Below are 21,106 nucleotides of genomic sequence, written 5' to 3'. Positions count from 1 at the left end.
GCGAAGTTGGCCAGGCCGCCTACGCGGCATCTGCCTTTCGGGTTGAGATCACGGCCACATCGTCCCACGGGGCCAGCTAAAGCCAAAGACGCCCTGGCGAGGCACTCGGGTCAGAGGGGTTGCGCGTGCGCTACTGGGGGAACCCCCCATGGTTCCCCAGTCCCTCCTGGACCCGGAGGGCACTCCCGCGCGAAACGGTCTGTCACGGGGTACGCGCGGGGTGCTCCACCTTCACGCCTTGGCCCGGCAGTGCGGAGAGCGACGGCGGACGGAAAGCACAGGTCAAGCAGTAGTGCCGGTGTGAAATGAGCCCATCACCGCCTGCGTGCAGGGTCGCCCCCTACCTAACCGTCAGGTGGGACTGAATCAGCTTTCCAACAGTGCGAGTTTTGATCGCGGCCTCGGGCCGGTCTATTTCGTCTGAAACCTGTGCCCAGTGCTCCAACACGGCGACGACCCAGCGCCAACAACTACGTGGCAGCTTCACCGTGACGACCTCATCGTCTGGTGGCCATGCCCCAGACCTGGGGGTACCCGGGGTCATTCCTGCGACCTGATGCCAGCCAGCCTCGCGGATAGTCATCCCCACGGTCCGGATGTCTTCCCAGTCGGGTCGTTCGTACCGGGAGTTGATCTCGTTGTCCACCGTGCCGTCGATGATGTGCCACTGCCGCATTGGCAGACTGATCGCCAGCTCAGCATCCTGCTCAGGAGGAGAAGAGTCCATGGCGAGTCATGGTCGCTAGGGAACTGATCAACGTCAACAGAATGGCCCGCGGGATGCGGAATCATCCTTGGACCAATGGCCAGCAGTACAGGCCGCCGGGTTGGAGCTTCCACGGCAGTCGCGCTCGCCGATCGCGCTCACGGACTCCGGCTTGCAGACGACGTCGTCGCCAGCGTCGATCTACTCGCGAGAGCCGGACGTAGCCGTCCGGCTCTACCGGAAGACGACGCATTCCGAGGAGACCGGCCGTTCGCTTCTCAGCGGCGTCGGCGAGATCGCACAGATCGCCGGATGGATCGCCAGCGATGCGGGCGAGCACGACCAAGCGGCACGCGCCTACCGACTCGGCGTCTCGACGGCCAGGGAAGCCGGAGACTGGGCTTACTGGGGCTCGCCCGAGGAACTCGACGTGATGGACGCGCGTGTCTATACCGAACTTCGGCGACCGCTACGAGCGGTCCCACTCCTACGAGAAGTCCTCAGCCGGTACGACTCCACGCACACGCGGGACCTCGCCCTCTGCCTCTCATGGCTCGCCGTCGCATTGGTGGACACCAACGAGCCTGAAGAGGGCGCCAAGACCGCGCGACGCATGCTCGACCTCGCAGCCGGCTTCCCGAGCGACCGGACGGCCCGGCGTGGGCACGTCGTCCTCGCCAAGCTGGAGCCGTACCGAGACGTCCCCGAGGTGCGCGAGATACTCGACACCTACGCAGCCTAACGACTGCGCAGCAGGTCAGGCGCTACTCAGCTGGGGCGACATCAGGCTGTGTCGTATCGAGCCGCATGGCCGACGGCCGGGTTAGGGGATCTTCCGGCATGATCTGGACGTGGACGTGATCACGTGGGGCGAGGACCTGGTAGGCCCGCTGATAGGCGCCCATCGACCGGCAGATGTTCTTCAGGCGGCCGCGTTGTGCATGGCCGAGGAGCTCAGGTCGGACGGGTTTCGATGGATCAAGTCCCGGCGCTGCTTCGAGAGACGGGGCCAGGGTGGACGCGTCGAACGGATGACGCTGGAGCCAAGCCGTCACAACAGGTCCGGCTCGTTCGTTCGGTTCGCGGTGGCGCAACTGCATGTCGACGAACCCGACCTGGGGGACTGGCGCACGGCCAACCACCTTCTGACGGTGATCCGTCCGGACGGTGCGCTGGATGTCTTGTGCGCCGCCAGTTGCTATGACCTGGTGCGAGTCGGATTCCGCAACATGGTTGGGCTGACCCGCCCGGAGAACCGTGTAGCCCGCCTGAGGGCACTGTGCGACCAGATCAGGCAGATCGTTCTTCCCTGGTTCGCGAGCACAAGAGACCCTCAGCAGCTCGCGGCCATCGTGCCCGAAGCGCTCTTGGGGCCCTTCGACTTTGCCCCCGACCTCGTCGAGTACCTGGTCCTGCGCGGAGAGCGCGAGCAGGCCCGGTTGTTGATCGAACGGGTGTTGGAGCTCGACGGAAAGCAGCGAGAGGCATTTTCAGAGGGTCGCCGTCTCGCCGGTCAGGGCCTTGCCGGTCGGCCCCGCTGGCATACCCCTCAGGCCCTCGGCTGGACCAGTGCCGTCCTGGGGTTGAGCTGAGAATGCCGGGTGCGCGTAGCTTGGCGCGCGAAGGTGTCGCTTCGGTGTTGGGCCGGGAGGCGCTGCCAGAGGGCTAGGGCTGCGGGGCGTTCGGAGTCAGGCCGGCGTGGCGGGCGATGTCGAGGGCGGCGGAGAGGTCCGGCTCCCAGCCGTTGCTCAGCCACGCGAAGCTCTCCGCCGACAGCGCGCCCTCGCGCGCCCGCCGCAGCGTCTCCTCCAGGGCGCCCTCCCGCGCCGCTCGCACCGTCTCCTCCAGCGCCGCCATCAGCCCGTCGTCCTCCTCGACCTCCTCACCGCCCCACCTGGCGCCGATGACGTCATTGGCCACGTGGTCGAGGAGCCGTACCACGTCGGCGGTACCGCCCACCGTGGACGCGAGACCGTCGTCGCGGAGGCCGTCCGGATAGTCGACCCGATGCCACGTGCCGTCGTACCAGTACACGAACCCCAGTTCCTTGGCCGCCTGCATGTCGGCGAGCCTTTCCAGCGGGAGCCAGCCGGGCGCCCCGGCCAGCAGGTCGAGGGGCGGTTCGTGGAACCGGGTCCAGCTCATCTCGTGATCGCACCCGTACAGGACGGCCCGTCCGCCCTCCAGCGGTTCCAAGGCCCAGTCGTTGCCGCCGCCGTCCTGGTGCCCGACACCGTCATCGTTCACCGTGAAGAACGCCGAGTACGCGTCGTGCGGCACCGCGGCCTCGACCGCCGCCATCGTCGCGGCGCGCACGAGCAGTTCACGGGGGCTCGGCAGGTCCTCTGGGGTTCCCGGCTTGTTCATCAGCGCATCTCCTCACCCTCCATTGATCAACGACGAGAGTCAGATGACCTGCCCCTCCCGCCGGTTCCGTCCAGCCGCATCAATCAAGCCGATACAACGACGACTCCACCATCGCGGCGTGTGCGGCGGGAGCGCGGATTGTGCCGGTGGTGTAGGCGGTCAGCGGGCCGTGGTCTTAGGTCTTGCCCCTCTCGTTTGGGGTGGTCTTGCCGTTGGCGCCTGAGGGTAGGACGGGGCGAAGGCCCAGGTGGTTAGGGCGCAGAGGGTGAGGGCCGCGCCGAGGACGGTGGGGCCTAGCCATCCGGCGGCGTCGAACAGGGCGGTGGTCGCGGCCGCGCCCAGGGCGGAGCCGAGCGAGTAGAAGACCATGTAGGCACCGATGGCGGTGCTGGTGCGGTCGGGGTAGGCGGTCGTGAGGGTGTGCTGGTTGCTGACGTGTACCGCCTGGACGGCGAAGTCGAGCAGGACCACGCCGAGCGTCAGCAGCGGCAGCGACCACGGGAGCTGGCCGATCGCGGCCCATGAGACGAGCAGGAATACCAGGGCGAGGCCGGTGACGCGGCGCGCGTGCCCGGCGTCGCCCCAGCGTCCGGACCGGGCGGCGCCGAGGGCGCCGGCGAGCCCGGCGATCCCGAAGAGCCCGATCCGCGCCTCGTCGAGGTGCCACGGCGCGCGGGCCAGCGGCAGCGCCATGCCGCTCCACAGGGTGCCGAACGAGGCGAACAGGAAGAACGCGATCAGGCCCCGGCTGAGGAACACCGGCTGGGTGAACAGCACGCCGAAGGATCGGACGACCTGCCCGTACCGGGCTGTGGACGGCCGGTCGCCGGACGGCAGCAGGACGAGGGTGAGCGGCGCGAGGACGGCGGCGAGGGCCGCCAGCGTCAGGTAGATGCCGCGCCATCCCCACAGGTCGGCGAGGACGCCCGCGGCGACGCGCGCGCCGAGGATTCCGATCACCACGCCCGAGGTGACGGCGCCGAGGTTGCGGCCGCGTTCGGACGGCGGGGAGACCGAGGCGGTGTACGCGACGGTGGTCTGCACCACGACCGCGAACGCGCCCGCGGTGGCCAGCCCGGCGAAGGCCGTCCAGGGAGCCGGGGCCGCCGCGGTGAGGCCGGTTCCCGCCGCCACCAGGGCGAGGTGCGCGGCGATCAGGCGCCTGCGGTCGAGCATGTCGCCCAGCGGCACCAGCAGCACCAGTCCCGCGAGGTAGCCGAGCTGGCCGGCGGCCACGAACCAGCCGAGCGAGCCGACGGGGACGCCGAGGTCGTGCCCCATCGGCCCGAGCACCGGCTGCCCGGCGTAGACGCTCGCCACCGCGACGCCGCACACCACCGCCAGGAGCAGCCTCGTCCACCGGTCCACAGGCCCGCCTCCGATCAGTTTCATTTTGCAACTGATCGGAGGCTAGGCCAGAATGGTTTCAATCCGCAACTCATGGGAGGCGTGATGGCGGGCGACGACACCGGCGGGCCGCACCCGGCGTGGACGGACCTGGCGTGGACGGACCCGAGCTGCCCGGTCGCGCGCACCGTCGACCTGGTCGGCGACCGGTGGAGCCTGCTGATCGTCCGCGACGCGATGGACGGTGCCCGCTCGTTCACCGACTTCCAACAGCGCACCGGCATCGCCCGCAACATCCTCACCGACCGGCTTCGCAAGCTGACCGCGCGCGGGCTGCTCGCCCAGGTCGACGCCCCGTCCGGCAGGCGCAGGCTGTACACGCTCACCGACGCCGGCAAGGACCTCTTCCCCGTCATCGTCACGCTCCGGCAGTGGGGCGAGCGCCACGCCTTCGACCAGGACGAACCGCGCTCCGTCCTGGTCGACGACGACGGCGCTCCGGTGCCGGAACTCCTGCCGGCGGCGGCGAACGGATCCCCGCTGACGGCCGACACGACGACGGTGCGCCGTCCCGGCTGACCCGGTTCACACGGTGGACGGCTGGTCAGCGCGTGTCGCCGCGGGCTCGGAGACGGTCTCCGAACGGGCCAGGGGGCCGCTGCGGAGCAGGGCGCCGCAGATCACGGCGCCGGCGGCGAAGATGCCGGCGCACCACCAGAACACCGTCGTGTAACCGTGCACGGCGGCCAGCTGCAGCAGCTGCGGCGTCGGACGTCCGTGCAGGTGGTCGGCCAGGTAGCCGCTGGTGGCGCCGGCGGCGATGGTGTTGAGCAGCGCCGTGCCGATCGAGCCGCCGAGCTGCTGCCCGGTGTTGATGCTCGCCGACGCCACCCCCGCGTCCTGCGGGGCCACGCCGAAGGTGCCGGTGGCGGCCGCCATCCCGAAGATGAGGCCCATGCCGGTGCCGGTCACCACGAGGGGGCCGAGCAGGGCGGACGCGTAACCCGAGTGAACGTCGATCCTCGTCAGCCAGAGCATGCCGGCCGTGTTGAGCAGCATGCCGGCGACGACCATCGGCCTCGGGCCGAACCGCGGCAGCAGCCTGGTGTTGCCGAGCGTGGCCGTGGTCCCGCTGAACAGCACCATCGGCAGCATGGCGACGCCCGACCTGACGGCCGAGTACCCCAGCGTCACCTGCATGTAGTAGACGAGGAACAGGAAGACGCCGAAGGTGCCCGCGCCACTGATCAGGATGGTGAGGTAGGCGCCGGCGCGGTTGCGGTCGAGGACGATGCGGGGCGGCAGCAGCGGGTGCGCGGTCCGGGACTGCCAGGCGGCGAAGACGGCGAGGAGCGCGCCGCCGGCCGCGAGGAAGCCCCAGGCCGAGGGCGTGCCCCAGCTGTGCGACGCGGCGTTGGAGAAGCCGTAGACCAGGCAGAACATCCCGCCGGAGACCGCCACGACGCCCGGGACGTCGAGCCGGCCGCCCACCGCCCTCGCCTGCCGGGGCACGAGGAGCGCGCCGCCGATGATCGCGACCGCCGCGAAGATCACGTTGACGTACATGCACCAGCGCCAGGACAGCGACGAGGTCAGGGCCCCGCCGAGCAGCAGCCCGAGGCCTCCGCCCGCGGCGGCGACCATGCCGTAGACGCCGAACGCCTTGGCCCGCTCCTTCGGGTCCTTGAACGTCGTGGCGAGCAGCGACAGGGCGGACGGTGCGAGCAGCGCGCCGAAGACGCCCTGGCAGGCGCGCGCCGTCACGAGCATGGGGAAGCCGGTCGCGGCGCCGCCGGCGGCGGACGCGGCGGCGAAGCCGATGAGGCCGGTGAGGAAGGTCGCCTTGCGGCCGATGAGGTCGGCGAGCCGGCCGCAGAACAGCAGCAGGCTGCCGAACGACAGCGCGTACGCGGTCACGACCCACTGCCGGTCGGCGGCCGAGAAGTGCAGGGCGCGCTGCGCGGACGGCAGCGCGAGGTTCATCACGGTCAGGTCGAGGACGACCATGAGCTGGGCGACGGCGATGACGGCGAGGACCAGCCACCGTCTCGGGTCGGGGGCGGCCGCGCCGGCCGGGCCGGCCGCCGGGGATGTGCTGGGTGCTGCCACGATGATCTCCTTGTCGTGTCGGACGGGCCGGGCCGTCCGCGGCGGGCGCCGCGGGGCCGTGTCAGTGGTCCGACGAGACGGCCCGCCGGAATGTCAGGCGGCCCGCCGGGAGGAAGGCCGGCGGCGGCACCTCACAATCCGGCGCGGTATCTCGTCGGAGGGGGAAAGCGGATCCGACGCAGCGAGCCTGGGGGAACCATGACCGACCATTCGGGGCACGACCGGTCCGACGCGGAGCTAGGCGCGATCGTGAGCGAGCGGCGCCGGCTGATCAACCTCGCCTACCGGCTTCTCGGCTCCCTGGCGGACGCCGAGGACGTCGTGCAGGAGACCTACGCCCGCTGGTACGCGATGTCACGGGCGCAGCAGGACGCCATCGAGTCCCCGGGCGCGTGGCTGTCGAAGGTCGCGGGCCGCATCTGCCTGGACCTGCTCGGCTCGGCGCGCGCGCGGCGGGAACGCTATGTGGGCGAATGGATCCCCGAACCGGTGCCCGAGCCCGGGCAGTGGGCCAACGGGCGCCTCGGCGCCGCACCGGCCGACCCCGCGGACCGGATCACCCTGGACGAGTCGGTCAGCATGGCCTTCCTCGTCGTGCTCGAGTCGATGACCCCGGCCGAGCGCGTCGCGCTCGTCCTGCACGACGTGTTCCGCTACCCGTTCGCCGAGATCGCCGAGATCACCGGACGCACCCCGGCGGCGTGCCGGCAGCTCGCGTCCTCGGCCCGCCGCCGCATCCGCGACGCGGCCCCGCCCGCGGTCCCGCCGGCCCGGCAGGCCGGTGTCGTCCGGAACTTCAAGGAGGCGCTGGAGGCCGGCGACGTCGGCGCTCTCGTCGGCCTCCTCGACCCCGGCGCGACCCTGACGGTCGACGGCGGCGGCCTGGTCAGCGCCACGCTGCACCCGATCGTCGGCGGCGAGCGGATCGCCCGCTACTGCGCCGACCTCGCCGTCCGTGCCCGGGGCCTGACGCGGCTCCTGGAGCGCACCGTCAACGGCCAGCCCGGCCTGGTCGCGCAGTACGAGGGCGTCACGTCGACGGTCTACGCGTTCGAGATCACGGACGGCCGGATCACGCACATCTGGGCGGTGCGCAATCCGGAGAAGCTGAAGTCCTGGACCGACGGCTGAGCCCTCCGGAGACCGCCCGGCACCCCGCACGGGGGACTCGTCCCCCGTGCGAGCTACCCGGGAATGTCCTCCGCGCGGTGATGATCAGGCACTTGCCCGATCCCTAGCGTTCTCGGCGTGAGCGCGGCCCTTTGCGGCCGCCGGAATCCCGGACGCCGGCAATTCCGCCGTGCCGCCGGTCCCTTTCGCTGGAGGACACGATGATTCGCAAGTTCAGGACGCTCGCCGTTGCCGCGATCTGCTGCGCGGTGGCCGGTGCGGGACTGACCGGGTGCACGGACGACTCGGATTCCTTCCCGTTCCTCTCCTCGCACAAGGCCAGCACGTTCACCGGGACGAAGAAGATAGAGGTCGAGGGGAAAACGGTGAACGTCTCCTGCTCGGGCAAGCGGGAGAAGGACGGGCCCGTCGTCGTCCTGCTGCACGGCGGGGGCGACGGGCTGGACAAGATGGCCGCGTTCCAGAAGACCCTCAGCAAGAAGAACCGGGTCTGCTCCTATGACCGGCTCGGCGCGGGCGCCAGCGCCAAGCCGGACGGCCCGCAGAGCTTCGCCACCACCGGGAAGGTGCTCACCGGGGTCCTGGACGAGCTCGCCGGGGACGCGCCGGTCGTCCTGGCCGGGCACTCGATGGGCGGGCTGATCGCCGCCCGGTACGCACCCGACCACAAGGGCCGGGTGAAGGGGCTCGTCCTGATGGACGCGACGCCGCCGACCATGCTCGCCGACCTGACCGGCGCGATCCCCGCGTCCGCGAAGGGCCCGGCCGCCCAGCTGCGGGCGCAGAACCTCGCGGTCTTCAAGGGCGAGAACCCCGAGCGGCTCGCGATGCCGGACGGGAAGGTGCGTTCGGCCGGGAACATCCCGGTCGAGGTCATCAAGCACGGGAAGCCGTACCTCGCGGCCGTCCCCGGGTCCGGCCCGCGCCTGGAGCAGGCGTGGACGGCCGGCGAGCGCAAGTGGCTGGCGCTGTCCGGCCGCAGCCGGTTCACGGTCGCGGAGAAGAGCGGCCACTACATCTACCTGGAGCAGCCCGCGGTCGCCGTCCGGGCCGTCGAGCGCGTCGCCGCGCAGGTCGCGGGCTGAAGTCCCCCTTCGGCCGGTCGGCCATTACGGCCATTCGGAAAAGCCGTCCCGGAAAGGCTTGTCCCCCGTGCGAGCTACCCGGGATTGTCCACCGCGCGGTGACGTTTCCGAACCGGCCGTTTCCATAGCGTTCTTCCAGCCGCGGTGCTCGGGCCGCGGATCTCGCAAAGCCGTGGATCTCGCAAAGGAGTCGGAATGCGTTTGGTGAAGCAGCTGGTGGCCGTCGCGGCGGTCGCCTTCGTCGGAGGCCAGGCGGTCGCCGCGGTGGACGGGAACACGCTCCTCACCCTCCTGTTCGGGGCGGCGACGGCGGTCCTGGCGCCGGTCGTGTACGCCTGGGTGGTGCGGCGGACCGAACACCGCGCGCCGGCCGAGGTCGCGCGGAAGGGCGCCGCCGCCGCCGTCGGGCGCGGCATGCTGATCGGCTTCGCGATGTTCGCGGCCGTGATCGCGAACATCGCGTTCCTCGGCGACTACCGGGTCGACGGCTTCGGCTCGGTCCCGGGCGCGCTCGCCCTGCTCGGCTTCATGGCCGCCGCGGCGGTGACGGAGGAGCTGCTGTTCCGCGGCGTGCTGTTCCGGATCGTCGAGGGACGCATCGGGACGTGGGCGGCGCTGGCATTGACCGGCCTGCTGTTCGGGCTGTCGCACCTCACCAACGAGCACGCCACCCTGTGGGGCGCGATCGCGATCGCGGTGGAGGCCGGGGGCATGCTGGCCGCCGCGTACGCCGCGACCCGGACCCTGTGGGTGCCGATCGGGCTGCACTTCGCCTGGAACTTCGCCGAGTCGGGCATCTTCGGCACCGAGGTGTCGGGCAACGGCGCGAACAAGGGGCTGCTGGACTCCACGATGTCGGGTTCGTCGCTGGCGACCGGCGGCGAGTTCGGCCCGGAGGCGAGCCTGTACGCGGTCGGGGCCGGGCTGGCGCTGACGGTCGCGTTCATGTGGCTGGCCCGCCGCCGCGGCCACCTCGTGCCCGCCCGCCGGCGGACCGCCGAGGCTTCGCAGAGCCCCGCCGCCCGGGCGGCCGCGACCGCTACGCTCTCCCGGTGATCGATCTTCGGCGGCTCCCGGCGGTGGATCTCGGCCGGTTCCCGGACGCGTGGCGGCGGTGCGACGTCACGGTCCGGGACCTCCCGTTGGCGCTGGTGCTGGTCGCCATGTCGTTCGTGCCGGCCTTCCACGGCGCGGGGACGCGGATCGGCGAGATGGCGACCCGTCCGTTCGACGCGCTCGCGGTCCTGGTCGTCCTCCTGGAGTGCCTCCCGCTGGCGGTGCGGCGGCGGTGGCCGGCGGTGTGCCTCGTGCTGGTGTCGCTCGGGTTCGCCGCCGACCAGATGCGCGGATACCACCTGGTCGCGGGCACCGCGCTGCCCTTCGCGCTGCTGAGCGCCGGCGCCTACCTGGAACGCCACCGGCGCGTCGCCATGGCCGCCGGGACGGGGCTGTACGCGGTGTTCGCGGTCGCGCTGAACCGGGTGGGCGCGAACGAGCGGACCGACGAGTACGTGACGTTCTACCTCGCGCTCGCCCTGATCTGGGGGGTCGGTGCGTGGCTGCGGTCGACGCGCGCCGCCGAGGCCGAGCGCCGGCTCCGCGTCGCCGAGGCCACCCGGACCGCCGAGCGCACCCGCATCGCCCGCGAGCTCCACGACGTGGTGACCCATCACGTGACGGCGATGGTGGTGCAGGCGGAGGCGGCGCGCTACCTCGTGGCGGCCCCCGACCGGCTGGACGCGACGCTGAGCACGGTCACCGACACCGGCCGCCGCGCCATCACCGACCTGCGGCACCTGCTCGACCTGCTCAACCCCGACCACGGCACGGGGGACGGGAGCGGCACCGGCGGCCCAGGCCGGGCGCCGTCGGCCGGCGACCTGGACGCGCTGGTGGAGCAGACGCGGCGGGCCGGGCAGCCGGTGGAGTTCACGCGGGTCGGCGAGGCGGCGGTGGCGGCGGGCAGCGCCGAGTCCGTCGCCTACCGGGTCGTGCAGGAAGCCCTGACGAACGTGTTGAAGTACGCCCACGGGAGCCGCGCCGAGGTCCAGGTGCGGTACGGCGAGAAGGAGATCACGGTGGAGGTCGGCAACGACGGCTCGGGGTCGCGGGCCGCGGCCGTCGGCGGCGGAGGGCGCGGCCTGACCGGCCTGAGCGAGCGGGTGGCGGCGCTGGGCGGGGAGTTCAGCGCGGACCCGCGGCCCGGCGGCGGGTTCCTGGTGCGGGCGCGGATCCCGTCGGGGAGCGCGTCGTGACCGCGCCGGTCCGGGTCCTGGTCTGCGACGACCAGGCGCTGATCCGCACCGGGTTCGCGACGATCATCGACGCCCAGCCGGACCTGGAGGTCGTGGGCGAGTGCGGTGACGGCCGCGCCGCGGTCGACCTCGCCCGCCGGCTCGACCCCGACATGGTGGTGATGGACGTCCGGATGCCGGTGCTCGACGGCATCGAGGCGACCCGCCTGCTCGCCGGCGCCGGGGTGGAGCACCCCGTGAAGGTGCTGGTGGTGACGACGTTCAACCTCGACGAGTACGTCTACGAGGCGCTGCGGGCGGGCGCGAGCGGGTTCCTGCTCAAGGACGCGCCGCCCGCGCAGCTGCTGCACGGGATCCGCACCGTCGCGTCCGGTGCGGCGCTGCTGGCGCCCGAGGTGACGCGGCAGCTCGTCGGCAAGTACGCGGCGCGGATCCGGCCCGCGCCGGGGACGGCGGAGGGCACCGCGCTGGCCCCGCGCGAGCTGGAGGTGCTGCGGCTGATCGCCAACGGCCTGTCCAACAGCGAGATCGCCGCGACGCTCGTGATCAGCCAGGAGACCGTCAAGACCTACGTGTCGCGCATCCTCACGAAGCTGGACCTGCGGGACCGTGTGCAGGCGGTCGTCTACGCCTACCGCAACGGGCTGGTGACCTGAGCGTCGGTGGGCTCGCCGTCCCCGCCTGGGGACAGCCGGCGCACAGGGGTGTGAACAGAGTTATCCACAGGATGTGGACGGTCGGGCGACTGGGGACCGGAAGCGCGCGTGGCCAGGGAAGACGCGGATATCCCCAGGATGCCGGGGTGGGGACGACCGGTGGACGGCGGTGGGTACGGCGCCGGGGCCCGCGCTGGGGACGGTGTTATCCACAGGCGCCACGCGGCGGGGTGGAAGTCGCGGACGACCTCTATCGGGGCGACGAGGTGTGCTGGTCGGGCAGGCGCGGGGGCACGCCTGCCCAACCGCGGCGCGACGTGGCCAGGCCTGCCGGCCGTCAGAGGGTAAGGGCGGCCATGCGCGTGGTCTGCCCGCGCCGGCGGCGGAGGGGACCTCGCCGGAAAACCGCCGCCCGACGGATGGGTCCGGTTTGTCGCACCGCTCTGACCTGCGGAGGGATTCCGGATTTCCACAGGCGGCCGGTCGGGTGGCGGCTGGGGACGCGGTTGGGGATTCTTGGTGGGCGGGGCCGTCCACCGGTCGCGGGCGGTTGTGGAGGGCGGCTGCCCACAGGCTGTGAACGCGTTGTGTGCGGCTGGGCGCCGGGGGCCGTCTCGTTGCTGGTCAGCGGGTTATCCACGACGTGGACAACGGTCCTGCACATTGGGGAACGGGTGGGGAAGAATGGTGGACGGTGCGGCTCGGCGGTCATGCCCAGGATGTGTACGGGAGTTATCCACAGGCTGTGGACACTGTGCATGACCGGGTGCCGGTGTGGACGGGGCGACGGCGCGCCCGCAAAGACCGATCGGATGTTCGAAAGCCCTTGTCGCCTGGGGATTCCGCTGTGGAGCCGCCGCCCGGAACGCCTGCTCAGCAAGGTCGGAGGATGTGCGGAACGTTTCCCCCAGCCTGTGGACGACGGGCCTCAGGCGTCCTTGGCCAGCGGATGGCGGGGCTGATAGATCGGCAGTTCGCCCCCGCTCGGCAGCCGGATCGCGGCGAGCAGTCCCCAGCCCCGGTCCTGCACCGGCCCGTCCACCTGGACGCCGCGCCCGGCGAGGTCGTCGAGGGTGGCGTGAATGTCGTCGCACATCAGGTAGAACTCGTGCCGGGGCGCGCCCTCGGTCGGGTGGGCGGCGAGCTCGGCCGGCGGCAGCTTGAAGATCAGCCAGCCGTTCCCGGCGTCGACGTCCGGGAGGCCGAGCACGTCCCGGAGGAACGCGCGGTCGGCGTCCGCATCGCGGCTGTAGATGATGACATGCGCACCGTTGATCATGGTTACCCCTCCGGGACCGTCCTACCCGCCTGGGCCGCGGTCATTTCGGGTGGCCTGGACACGGCCGGGCGGGCTGCGTCTTAATGGCGGGATGGAGCAGGGGCCGGTCGCCGCGACGCCGCACGGGCGCCCGCCGCGGCCTGCCCGGCGGCGCCTCGCCGCGCGCTTGGCGCGGCTCCCCGAACACCCCACCACCTGCGAACATTTGTTCGAGCGCGTGCTAGGCTCCCGGACTCATGGGGCACCTTCTGAACGAGCCGGTCCGCGCCGAGCACGACCCCGCGGGACGGCTCACCGCGTACGAGTGGCGGGGGTCGCGCTACGCCGTCGAGGAGGTCCTCAAGACCTACGGGACGCCCCAGGACGGCCGGGTCTACCGGGTCCGCGTCGTCGGCGCGGAGGGCGTGGCCGTCGCGGAGCTCGGCCGTGACCGGGACCGCTGGCGGCTCCGGCACGTCTTCTCCGCCTGACGCCCCCGGCGCCACGCGCGGCACCGACGCCTTCGGCGGCACCGACGTCCCCGACGTTCCCGGCGGCGCCGACGCCCCCGATTTCCCCGGCGGCGGACGGGGCGGCGGGCGGCGTCCCGACCGGGCGGTGTGGACCCGCGTCGACGGCATCCAGGGCGCCTCGCTCGACCTGCTCAACGCGCGGATCGGCCGCCGCCACTACGCGCCGCACGCGCACGACGAGTACGCGGTCGGCGTGTGCGTCGACGGCCTGGAGACCATGCGGTACCGCGGCGAGCGGCTGTACTCCGCCGCCGGCAGCATCGTGGTGATCGAGCCGGGCGAGGCGCACACGGGCGGCCCCGCCGACCAGGACGGCTTCGCCTACATGTGCCTCTACCCCACGGCCGAACTGGTGGGGGCGGCGTCGGGGTGGGACGGCGGGCTCCCGCACTTCCGCGAGCCGATCGTCGACGATCCCGGGCTGGCCGGCCGACTGCGCCTCGCGCACCGGTCGCTGCGGACGGCCGACGACCCGCTGGAGGGCGAGAGCCGGCTGCTCGAGGTGCTCGGCGCGATCGTCCGGCGGCACGCCGTCCGCGTCCCGCCGGGCGCCTCCGCGCAGCGGGGCGCGTCGGGGATCGCCCGTGCCGTCGCGGCGCGGCTGTCGGACGAGCTGGTGGGGCCGCCTACTCTTGCGGAGGTCGCCGCTGACCTCGGCCTGTCGCGCTACCAGTTGCTGCGCGCCTTCCGGGATTCGATGGGGATGCCCCCGTACGCATGGCTCGCCCAGCATCGGGTGGCGCGCGCGCGGACGCTCCTTGATGCGGGGCTTAAGCCGGCCGAGGCCGCGGCGCTCGTCGGGTTCGCCGACCAGGCGCACCTCACCCGCTGGTTCCGGCGCGTCCTCGGCGTGACGCCCGGTGCGTACCGCAACAGCGTTCAAGACCGCGCCCGCCGCCGCCCCGCATCCTGAACCGGTGCCCGGCGCCGAGCGCCGGAAGGCCGATCCGGAACGGAGGACGTGGTGAGTCGCCGCGGCTGGTTGCTGTTCGCGCTGATGAGCGTGCTGTGGGGGATCCCCTACCTGATGATCAAGGTGGCGGTCGGGGGCGTGTCCGTGCCCGTGCTGGTGTTCGCGCGGACCGCGCTCGGCGCGCTCGTGCTGGTGCCGCTCGCCGCCCGGTCCGGCGGCCTCGCGCCGGTCCGCCGGCACTGGCGGCCGCTGCTGGCGTTCACCGCGATGGAGATCCTCGGCCCGTGGGCGCTGCTGTCGGACGCCGAGCACCGGCTGACCAGCTCGATGACCGGGCTGCTGATCGCCGCGGTGCCGATCATCGGGGTGCTGCTGGCGCGGCTGACCGGCGACGCCGAGCGGCTCGGCCCGGTCCGCTGGGCGGGGCTGCTGGTCGGCCTCGCGGGCGTCGGCGTGCTGGCCGGGCCGCATCTCGGCGGCGGCAGCGCGTGGGCGATCGGCGAGGTCATGCTGGTGGCGGTCGGGTACTCGATCGCGCCGATGATCGCGACGCGCCGGCTGCAGGACCTGCCGAGCTTGCACATGGCCGCGGGGTCGCTGACGATCGCGGCCGCGGTGTACGCGGTCCCGGCCGCGCTGACCTGGCCGGACGCGGTGCCGCGCGGGCGCGTGCTGGCCGCGCTCGGCGGCCTCGGCCTGGTCTGCACCGCGCTGGCGTTCATGGTGTTCTTCGAGCTCATCCGGGAGGCGGGCACGTCGCGGGCGATGGTGTTCACGTACGTGAACCCGGCGGTGGCGGTCGTCGCGGGCGTGCTGCTGCTCGGCGAGCCGCTCACCGGGACGATCCTCGCCTCCTTCGTGCTGATCCTCGGCGGTTCGGTGCTCGCGACCGTCCGCCGCGGCCCCTCCACGACTGCCGAGCCGCTGGCCGCCGCTGCTGCGCCGCCCGCGGACGTGCCGGTCAGCGAAGAGTCACGATGAACTTCCCGGGCCGGGCGACGTTGCCCGCCGGGTCGATCGCCCGGTACTCGACGGTGTGCCGGCCCTTGGGGAGCTTGCCGTAGGTCAGCGAGTCGATGACGGTGCCGTCCTCGGAGAACCGCCACGGCGCGGACGAGTCGGTCGGCCAGCCGAAGTAGTTGAACCAGCCGTCGCCGTCCACGCGGAACTCGGACACGACCACGCCGGGCCGGTCGTCCGCGCCCGTCAGCTTCATGGTGAACGGACCGTCGAAGACGTACTCGGGCGTGCGCCCGGGACGGGGACGTGCCTGTGCCGCCGCGGACAGCTCGAACTTCACCGTCGGACGCTGCGCGTCGATCGTCCATGTACGCGTCTTAGAGCCGACCCTGGCGGCGAGCGTGTGCGTGCCACTGCGAAGGTGCAAGCGTCCTAGAGCGATGTCGCGTTCGCTGCCCTGCACGCGCCGTCCGTCGAGTTCCCAACGGACGCTAGGGGCGCTCTTAGCGGGGTGGGTCGTTTCCGCGTACACGACGGATTCGGCGCCCACAGCCTGGTCGGTGGGTGTGGACGAGGTGAAGTCGATGGGCACGTCGTCGGCAGGCGTCTTCAGCTGCGTATCGACGGTCCAGGTGCGGACCTGGGTGAGCGCCGAGGACGCCCGTACAGCGGGGTCCCGCACGAACTCGGTCGGATCGATGACGGTCGCCTTGACGGTGTGCGTGCCCTTCTTGAGGTGCAGGCGCCTGAGGTCGAGGTTCGGCGACTTCCCTACGACCTTGCCGTCGGCCGTCCACGTGACCAACAGCTGGTGCCCTGTCGGATGCATGGTCTCGACCCACAGGACACGGTCCGCGCCTACGGGAGCGTCCGTGGGGGTCTGCGCCTGGACGATGTCGACTTTCCCGGAGATGCGCTGCGTCATCCGCTCACGCGCGACCTGGTCGTAGTAGTAGCCGAGCGTCTTCATCATGGAGTGCTGGCTCGGCCTCCACACGCCCTTACTGAAGTAGAGGCCGCCCTCATAGCGTCCTATGACGCCCCCTGCTTCGCTGCGCTCACCGAGCCACCGCCACCACTTCTTCTTCTGCGCCTTCATCTCGTCGACGGTGAGCAGCGTGTGATGGAGGGACGTGGGTTCCGGACCGGTGTACGTACCGCCCGGCACACCCCGCTGGTAGTAGTCGTACTCGTCGTCCAGCCCGCCTAGCGAATGCCCGAGTTCGTGCGGCGCGATGAGGGCCGACATGGCGTTCCCGCCAGACGACGTGGCGTACGTACCGCCCGCGCCCCCGTAGGTGTCGCTGTTGGCCATCGCGAGGATCTGCCGGTTGTTCGCGTTGGTGCCGGGCACCATGTCCGCGTACTTCTTGGCGGCGGCGGAGTCCATGACGAGCAGGCGCTGCAGGCCGTCCTGCCTGCATCCGCTCCAGAACGCCATGCTGAGCGGCGTCGTACGGCGCGGCGAGGACAGACCCGGGTCGCAGCTCACCCCCGACTCCGCCGACGGGATCTCCACCGCGTACACGTTGACGTAGCTGCGGTACGACTTGAACGGCTCGATCGTCCACAGGTCGTTGAGGTGCTTGTCGAGGTCGGCGCGGAACTTCGGCATGTCCGCCGCCGTATAGCCGTCGCCCATCACCACGAGGTTGAAGCGCTTGGCCGGATCGCCCGTCACCTGAATCGGCACTACCGTCGCGTCGGCCGCGTCCGCGCGCGCGGGAACCGTCGCCAGGGCTGTCACAGTGAGCGCCGCCGCGCCGATGATGCACGTCCTACCCGTCCACATGCACGGACCTCCTCGCGTGGGCGCGCGCGGGCCACAGCGGCCCGGGGAGCGGCGCGCCGGCCCCGCCGATCAAGCGGCACTGCCCGGATTATCACTCCAAGATCCGCGTTTGTCGCCCATGCGTGTGCCGGACGGTGTCAGCGTTTGCCGCGCTGCCCCTCCGCCAGGCCCGCCGAGATCTTCTGGCCGCCCGCGCGCCGCTGCACCGCCGCCGACAGCACCGGCGCGACGCCGCCGATCCGGGCGCCGAGCCGCAGCGCGAACGGCGCCACGTCCACCTCGGCGGCGTTCCGCTCGACCGCCCGCACCGTCGCCTTCGCGACGTCCTGCGGCGACCGCGTCCCGACGCCCCGCGGCAGCGCGACGCCCGCGTCCGCGAACATCCCGGCATCCCGGATGAACCCCGGGAACACGGTTGACACGCCGACGCCGTGCGGCCGCATGTCCTCCCGCAACGCCAGGGCGAATCCCCGCATACCGAACTTCGTCGCGTTGTACAGCGACGCGTGGCCGGACGCCGTCTTCCCGGACAGCGACGCGATGAACACCAGATGCCCGCGGCCACGATCGGCCATCCGCGCGCCCGCGAGCTTTGCCATCACGATCGGCGCGCGCAGGTTCACGTCCAGGACCCGGTCGACCTGCTCCACCGTGTAGTCCGCGAGCAGCCCCGACGCGGGCAGCGCCGCGTTCGCCACCAGCACGTCCACCGGGCCCGCCTCGTCCAGCAGCCGCTCCACATCGGCGCGGTCGGCAAGGTCGGCGACCACCGCCCGGCCGCCGAGCCGCTCGGCCAGCGGCTCCAGCACGTCGCCCCGCCGCCCGCTCAGCACCACCGTCGCGCCGCGCCCGGCGAACCCCTCCGCCAGCGCCCGCCCGATCCCGCCCGTCGCCCCGGTCACCAGGACGTTCGCTCCGCGCAGTTCCATGGCCGCGATGATGGCCGATCAGAACCCGATCCGCCACAGCAGCAGGATGATCGACGACAGCGCCAGCCCCACCGCGCCGAGCCGCACGTCGCCCACCACGATGAGCAGGGCGCACCCCACCGCCGTCGCCGCCGCCATCAGCACCAGCCCCCGGCCCCCCGACGCCTCCTTCTCCGGCGCGCCCGGGTCGAGCTCGCGCTCCCAGCGCCGGAAGTCGTCCTCAGCCATCGGCACTCCCGAGGGTCGTCCCCCGGATTATGCGTCCGCCCGCCCCGTTCGGCGAGAGGACGCGGGCGGGACAGCGGCGGCACCCGGGATTGGACGATCGGTCCGATACCGGTGAGTGGGTGCGGACCGCCCGGGATCGGTTGCTAGGCTGCGGAGAGCCTGGGGGAGCAGACACTGATCCGTATCTTTCCCCGGGTTCGGACTCATAGTCGAGGTGAAGGGGTCCCCACCGTGAAGAAGCTGCTGATTCTCGCCGTCGTCGCCCTCGGCGGCTTCGCCGTCTGGCGCCGCCTCCAGCAGGACCGCGCCGAGCTGGACCTGTGGACCGAGGCCACGTCGTCCGACAGCTGAGACGCCGGCGACACCGGGCCCCGGCGTGAGCGGCGCGGCGCCGATCACCGTCGCCTGCATCGATCTCGCCGGGACCACCGTCGCGGACGGCGGCGCCGTCGAGACCGCCTTCGCCGAGGCGATCGCCGCCCTGGGGATCGTCTCCGGCACGGCGGCGCACGACCGCGCCATGGCCCGCGTCCGCGAGTCACGCGGCGGCTCGAAGATCGAGATCTTCCGCTCGCTGTTCGACGAGCCCCGCGCCCAGGCCGCGCACCTGGCCTTCGAGCGGTCCTATGACCAGCTCGTCGACCGGCACGGCCTGCAACCCGTGCCCGGCGCCGAGCGCGCTCTCGAGCGCATCCGCGGCGCCGGGGTACGCGTGTGCCTGCTCACCGGCTTCGGCCGCCGCACCCAGGCCCGCGTCCTGGACGCGCTCGGCTGGTGGGACCGCGTCGACCTCACGCTGTGCCCCGAGGACGCCGGCCGCGGCCGTCCGTGGCCCGACCTCGTCCTCACCGCCGCGCTCCGCCTCGGCGCCGACGACGTCCGGCACATCGCCGTCTGCGGCGACACCGCGAACGACATGCTGACCGGCCGCCGCTCCGGCGCGTCCATCGTCGCGGGCGTCCTCACCGGCGCCCACGACCGCGACCGCCTCCTCGCCGCCGGCGCCACCCACGTCCTCCCCAGCGTCGCCGCCCTCCCCGACCTCGTCCTCGCCTCCTGACCGGCCCGCGGCCGGATCCTGACACGGAGTGAACGGCGCGCCGCACCGCCACGTCGCAGAGACGTCCCCCGCCGCCCTCGACGACGGGACCCGGCATGCCCAAGCGACGCGTCTACCCGCCCCGCTTCCTCTTCTACTACGACTTCGAAGACCGGCCGAGCCGACCAGGCCGGGGCCTCCTCCGCGACCTCGGAGCGGTCGTGTGCGGCTGCGCCGCCCTGCCGGCCCTGGCCTGGCTCGCAGGCCTCCTCTGGTGACCGTCCCGCCTGGGAAAGCCTGTACTCTGCTAACGGTGTACGATCGATGCTCGTTGCGCCGAATCGGCGTAACCGCAGGTCAGACCCAGTAAACCGAGGGGCCTTAGCTCAGTTGGTAGAGCACCGGCTTTGCAAGCCGGGTGTCAGGGGTTCGAATCCCCTAGGCTCCACCCACCAAGAAGCCCAGGTCAGAACCGGAATTCCGACCTGGGCTCTCATCTCTCACGATCTCTTCTTTCGCTTCCGTGCCCGTTGCGTGCCCGATCGCTTCTTCCCCTTGAGTTCGGCCTTGGCCATGGCACTCAAGGTGTCGGCGATCTCGCGGTGCCGCTCATCGGTCGCGTGCAGATAGATCATGGCCGCCCGATCGCTCGCATGACCCATGCGTTCCTTGAGTTCGGGAAGGGTGGCGCCGGCGATCGCAGCGAGCGTGTTGCCCGTGTGCCGCAGGTCGTGAAACCGCACGTCCTTGAGCCCCGCCTTGTTCAACGCCCGGACCCAGTTGCGCCGGAAGTTCGCCCGCCGCAGTAGCGCGCCCTTACCACCGATGAAGATCAGCCCTTCTTCGCCGTCCTGCGCGAACGCCTTGATGTGCGCCTTCAGTTCGGGAAGGACGATTGCCGGAACAGGAAGTGTCCGTACGCCCGCCTCAGTCTTCGGAGGCCCGAAGTGGAGAGGCTTGCCGGTCACCTCCACAAGCGTCCGCTCGACCCGCACCGTTCCGGCCTTGAGGTCCACGTCTTTGCGGCGGAGTGCAACCGCTTCGCCCCATCGCAGGTTCGCGAAGGTAGCGAGCAGGACGAGCGCCCGGTATCGCCGGTCGATCGCGTCCGCCAGGGCGAAGACTTCCGAGATGCTGAGTACGGGCCGCTCGGGGGGGGGGTCTCGGCGCCGCCGCCCTTGATGGTGCACGGGTTCCGTTTGATCAGGCCATCACTGACCGCCGTGTTCATGATGGCCTTGAGCAGGCGATACGCCTTTGCGAGCGTGACGCCCCATGCCGCTCCCTGTGCCGCCGTCGCTGCGCTTTCGAGCCTATCGACCGATTGGACGTCCCCGCACGCGACAGCGAGCAGCCAAGGGCAACGCGGATCAACTTGGCAGTCTCCGCCAGAAGACCGCCCAGCACACCAGGAGCACGACAGAGGCCGCGAGGAAGAACAGCCAGACCCACCATATAAGGCTGATCGCCGAGCCAGCGGTCGAGGCTACGGTGTTGGAGAGGATTCCCGCGATCACCAGTGTAAGGAAGTTGAAACCCGCCACAATCGTGATTGAGGGCCAGAGGGGTGGCTTGGTTCGGCGCATTACGCAGCCTCCCGGGAACGGCATGACATGCCCCGTCGATGGGTGATGAGCCTCAAGCGGTCCCGAGCGTAACCGGTGTGATGCGGGTGAGTGGTGACTTTTCCGCATGAACCTTGCTGCGGCAGAACAGGCGAACAGCCGGGGCGAAACCGTTGCCGTATTCAGCCGTTTGAGATCAAGGGGCGGCGGTGCTCGCGCCGTTGGCGCGGCCC

The 21,106-nt window shown here is 71.6% G+C and carries 23 protein-coding genes and 1 tRNA gene; 15 read left to right on the top strand and 9 right to left on the bottom strand.

Going from position 1 to position 21,106, the window contains the following annotated elements:
• Positions 1 to 340: 340 nt before the first annotated feature.
• Positions 341 to 727, bottom strand: a complete 387-nt coding sequence (locus F9B16_RS36660; RefSeq protein ID WP_151544810.1) for a hypothetical protein — start codon at positions 725 to 727, stop codon at positions 341 to 343.
• Between the two features lie 151 nt (positions 728 to 878).
• Between F9B16_RS36660 and F9B16_RS36655 the strand changes: the two genes are divergently transcribed.
• Together F9B16_RS36655 and F9B16_RS36650 are read left to right on the top strand one after the other, a co-directional pair.
• Positions 879 to 1,448 (top strand): hypothetical protein, encoded by a 570-nt coding sequence (locus F9B16_RS36655; protein ID WP_225992259.1) that lies wholly within the window; start codon positions 879 to 881, stop codon positions 1,446 to 1,448.
• Between the two features lie 109 nt (positions 1,449 to 1,557).
• Complete coding sequence (locus tag F9B16_RS36650; protein WP_151544809.1) at positions 1,558 to 2,298, top strand: hypothetical protein; 741 nt, start codon at positions 1,558 to 1,560, stop codon at positions 2,296 to 2,298.
• Positions 2,299 to 2,371: 73 nt separating this feature from the next.
• Here the strand turns inward: F9B16_RS36650 and F9B16_RS36645 are convergent, their stop codons facing one another.
• Both F9B16_RS36645 and F9B16_RS36640 read right to left on the bottom strand, forming a co-directional pair.
• Positions 2,372 to 3,073, bottom strand: a complete 702-nt coding sequence (locus F9B16_RS36645; RefSeq protein WP_151544808.1) for a hypothetical protein — start codon at positions 3,071 to 3,073, stop codon at positions 2,372 to 2,374.
• A 159-nt stretch (positions 3,074 to 3,232) separates the two neighbouring features.
• A complete protein-coding gene (locus F9B16_RS36640; protein ID WP_225992258.1) occupies positions 3,233 to 4,465 on the bottom strand; it encodes an MFS transporter in 1,233 nt (410 codons plus the stop codon).
• Positions 4,466 to 4,525: 60 nt separating this feature from the next.
• Between F9B16_RS36640 and F9B16_RS36635 the strand changes: the two genes are divergently transcribed.
• Complete coding sequence (locus F9B16_RS36635) at positions 4,526 to 4,999, top strand: winged helix-turn-helix transcriptional regulator (RefSeq protein ID WP_151544807.1); 474 nt, start codon at positions 4,526 to 4,528, stop codon at positions 4,997 to 4,999.
• 6 nt (positions 5,000 to 5,005) lie between these two features.
• On the opposite strand, the gene F9B16_RS36630 is transcribed toward F9B16_RS36635, so the two are convergent.
• Positions 5,006 to 6,529: an MFS transporter gene (locus tag F9B16_RS36630; RefSeq protein ID WP_225992257.1), complete on the bottom strand. Its 1,524-nt coding sequence runs from the start codon at positions 6,527 to 6,529 to the stop codon at positions 5,006 to 5,008.
• A gap of 198 nt (positions 6,530 to 6,727) precedes the next feature.
• Here F9B16_RS36630 and sigJ point away from each other — a divergent pair, with 198 nt between their 5' ends.
• The 5 genes from sigJ to F9B16_RS36605 all read left to right on the top strand — a co-directional run bounded on the left by sigJ (position 6,728) and on the right by F9B16_RS36605 (position 11,656).
• Positions 6,728 to 7,660, top strand: a complete 933-nt coding sequence (gene sigJ / locus F9B16_RS36625) for an RNA polymerase sigma factor SigJ (protein WP_151544806.1) — start codon at positions 6,728 to 6,730, stop codon at positions 7,658 to 7,660.
• Between the two features lie 200 nt (positions 7,661 to 7,860).
• The gene (locus F9B16_RS36620; RefSeq protein ID WP_192809167.1) at positions 7,861 to 8,745 is read left to right on the top strand and encodes an alpha/beta fold hydrolase; all 885 of its coding nucleotides are present in this window, start codon (positions 7,861 to 7,863) and stop codon (positions 8,743 to 8,745) included.
• Positions 8,746 to 8,940: 195 nt separating this feature from the next.
• The gene (locus F9B16_RS36615) at positions 8,941 to 9,801 is read left to right on the top strand and encodes a CPBP family intramembrane glutamic endopeptidase (protein ID WP_151544805.1); all 861 of its coding nucleotides are present in this window, start codon (positions 8,941 to 8,943) and stop codon (positions 9,799 to 9,801) included.
• Entirely contained in the window at positions 9,798 to 11,000 is a 1,203-nt protein-coding gene (locus tag F9B16_RS36610) for a sensor histidine kinase (protein WP_404800548.1), read from the top strand. The genes F9B16_RS36615 and F9B16_RS36610 overlap by 4 nt, the downstream gene beginning before the upstream one ends.
• Entirely contained in the window at positions 10,997 to 11,656 is a 660-nt protein-coding gene (locus F9B16_RS36605) for a response regulator (protein ID WP_151544804.1), read from the top strand. The genes F9B16_RS36610 and F9B16_RS36605 overlap by 4 nt, the downstream gene beginning before the upstream one ends.
• Before the next feature lie 928 nt (positions 11,657 to 12,584).
• Here F9B16_RS36605 and F9B16_RS36600 read toward each other — a convergent pair.
• Entirely contained in the window at positions 12,585 to 12,935 is a 351-nt protein-coding gene (locus F9B16_RS36600; protein ID WP_151544803.1) for a VOC family protein, read from the bottom strand.
• Positions 12,936 to 13,171: 236 nt separating this feature from the next.
• Here F9B16_RS36600 and F9B16_RS36595 point away from each other — a divergent pair, with 236 nt between their 5' ends.
• Genes F9B16_RS36595 through F9B16_RS36585 form a run of 3 tightly spaced genes read left to right on the top strand, consistent with a single transcriptional unit; the run spans position 13,172 to position 15,341 of the window.
• Positions 13,172 to 13,405 (top strand): hypothetical protein, encoded by a 234-nt coding sequence (locus F9B16_RS36595; protein WP_151544802.1) that lies wholly within the window; start codon positions 13,172 to 13,174, stop codon positions 13,403 to 13,405.
• On the top strand, positions 13,362 to 14,360 hold the full coding sequence (locus F9B16_RS36590; RefSeq protein WP_225992256.1) for a helix-turn-helix domain-containing protein: 999 nt from the start codon (positions 13,362 to 13,364) through the stop codon (positions 14,358 to 14,360). Before F9B16_RS36595 ends, F9B16_RS36590 begins: the two co-directional genes overlap by 44 nt.
• A 51-nt stretch (positions 14,361 to 14,411) precedes the next feature.
• Positions 14,412 to 15,341 (top strand): DMT family transporter, encoded by a 930-nt coding sequence (locus tag F9B16_RS36585; protein WP_151544801.1) that lies wholly within the window; start codon positions 14,412 to 14,414, stop codon positions 15,339 to 15,341.
• Here the strand turns inward: F9B16_RS36585 and F9B16_RS36580 are convergent.
• The 3 genes from F9B16_RS36580 to F9B16_RS36570 form a co-directional block, all read right to left on the bottom strand.
• A complete protein-coding gene (locus tag F9B16_RS36580; protein WP_264159839.1) occupies positions 15,322 to 17,001 on the bottom strand; it encodes a M64 family metallopeptidase in 1,680 nt (559 codons plus the stop codon). The two genes, F9B16_RS36585 and F9B16_RS36580, sit on opposite strands and share 20 nt — an antisense overlap.
• A gap of 248 nt (positions 17,002 to 17,249) precedes the next feature.
• Positions 17,250 to 18,041 (bottom strand): SDR family NAD(P)-dependent oxidoreductase, encoded by a 792-nt coding sequence (locus tag F9B16_RS36575; protein WP_151544799.1) that lies wholly within the window; start codon positions 18,039 to 18,041, stop codon positions 17,250 to 17,252.
• 18 nt (positions 18,042 to 18,059) lie between these two features.
• Positions 18,060 to 18,269 carry a hypothetical protein gene (locus tag F9B16_RS36570; protein WP_151544798.1) on the bottom strand — a complete coding sequence of 70 codons (210 nt, stop codon included), beginning with the start codon at positions 18,267 to 18,269 and terminating at the stop codon, positions 18,060 to 18,062.
• 231 nt (positions 18,270 to 18,500) lie between these two features.
• On the opposite strand from F9B16_RS36570, the gene F9B16_RS53045 reads away from it, so the two are divergent.
• The 4 genes from F9B16_RS53045 (at position 18,501) to F9B16_RS36560 (ending at position 19,756) form a co-directional block, all read left to right on the top strand.
• Positions 18,501 to 18,620: a DLW-39 family protein gene (locus F9B16_RS53045; RefSeq protein ID WP_211238580.1), complete on the top strand. Its 120-nt coding sequence runs from the start codon at positions 18,501 to 18,503 to the stop codon at positions 18,618 to 18,620.
• 25 nt (positions 18,621 to 18,645) lie between these two features.
• Positions 18,646 to 19,329, top strand: a complete 684-nt coding sequence (locus tag F9B16_RS36565) for an HAD-IA family hydrolase (RefSeq protein ID WP_225992255.1) — start codon at positions 18,646 to 18,648, stop codon at positions 19,327 to 19,329.
• 95 nt (positions 19,330 to 19,424) lie between these two features.
• Entirely contained in the window at positions 19,425 to 19,586 is a 162-nt protein-coding gene (locus F9B16_RS51500; RefSeq protein ID WP_192809166.1) for a hypothetical protein, read from the top strand.
• A gap of 97 nt (positions 19,587 to 19,683) precedes the next feature.
• Positions 19,684 to 19,756, top strand: a tRNA-Ala gene (locus F9B16_RS36560).
• 52 nt (positions 19,757 to 19,808) lie between these two features.
• Here F9B16_RS36560 and F9B16_RS36555 read toward each other — a convergent pair.
• A complete protein-coding gene (locus F9B16_RS36555) occupies positions 19,809 to 20,498 on the bottom strand; it encodes a tyrosine-type recombinase/integrase (protein ID WP_151544797.1) in 690 nt (229 codons plus the stop codon).
• Positions 20,499 to 21,106: the final 608 nt, after the last annotated feature.

The organism is Actinomadura montaniterrae (genome assembly GCF_008923365.1).
Classification (GTDB): Bacteria; Actinomycetota; Actinomycetes; order Streptosporangiales; family Streptosporangiaceae; genus Spirillospora; species Spirillospora montaniterrae.
The sequence above is the reverse complement of the archived record's forward strand: the minus strand, read 5'-3'. Positions and strand labels throughout refer to the sequence as shown.

Bases quoted from the DNA above. Each gene is read 5' to 3' on its own strand.
- F9B16_RS36615 (WP_151544805.1), top strand. From the start codon at position 8,941: ATGCGTTTGGTGAAGCAGCTGGTGGCCGTCGCGGCGGTCGCCTTCGTC.
- F9B16_RS36570 (WP_151544798.1), bottom strand. From the start codon at position 18,269: ATGGCTGAGGACGACTTCCGGCGCTGGGAGCGCGAGCTCGACCCGGGC.
- F9B16_RS36640 (WP_225992258.1), bottom strand. From the start codon at position 4,465: ATGAAACTGATCGGAGGCGGGCCTGTGGACCGGTGGACGAGGCTGCTC.
- F9B16_RS36660 (WP_151544810.1), bottom strand. From the start codon at position 727: ATGGACTCTTCTCCTCCTGAGCAGGATGCTGAGCTGGCGATCAGTCTG.
- F9B16_RS36600 (WP_151544803.1), bottom strand. From the start codon at position 12,935: ATGATCAACGGTGCGCATGTCATCATCTACAGCCGCGATGCGGACGCC.
- F9B16_RS36635 (WP_151544807.1), top strand. From the start codon at position 4,526: ATGGCGGGCGACGACACCGGCGGGCCGCACCCGGCGTGGACGGACCTG.
- sigJ (WP_151544806.1), top strand. From the start codon at position 6,728: ATGACCGACCATTCGGGGCACGACCGGTCCGACGCGGAGCTAGGCGCG.
- F9B16_RS51500 (WP_192809166.1), top strand. From the start codon at position 19,425: ATGCCCAAGCGACGCGTCTACCCGCCCCGCTTCCTCTTCTACTACGAC.
- F9B16_RS36645 (WP_151544808.1), bottom strand. From the start codon at position 3,073: ATGAACAAGCCGGGAACCCCAGAGGACCTGCCGAGCCCCCGTGAACTG.
- F9B16_RS36595 (WP_151544802.1), top strand. From the start codon at position 13,172: ATGGGGCACCTTCTGAACGAGCCGGTCCGCGCCGAGCACGACCCCGCG.
- F9B16_RS36575 (WP_151544799.1), bottom strand. From the start codon at position 18,041: ATGGAACTGCGCGGAGCGAACGTCCTGGTGACCGGGGCGACGGGCGGG.
- F9B16_RS36620 (WP_192809167.1), top strand. From the start codon at position 7,861: ATGATTCGCAAGTTCAGGACGCTCGCCGTTGCCGCGATCTGCTGCGCG.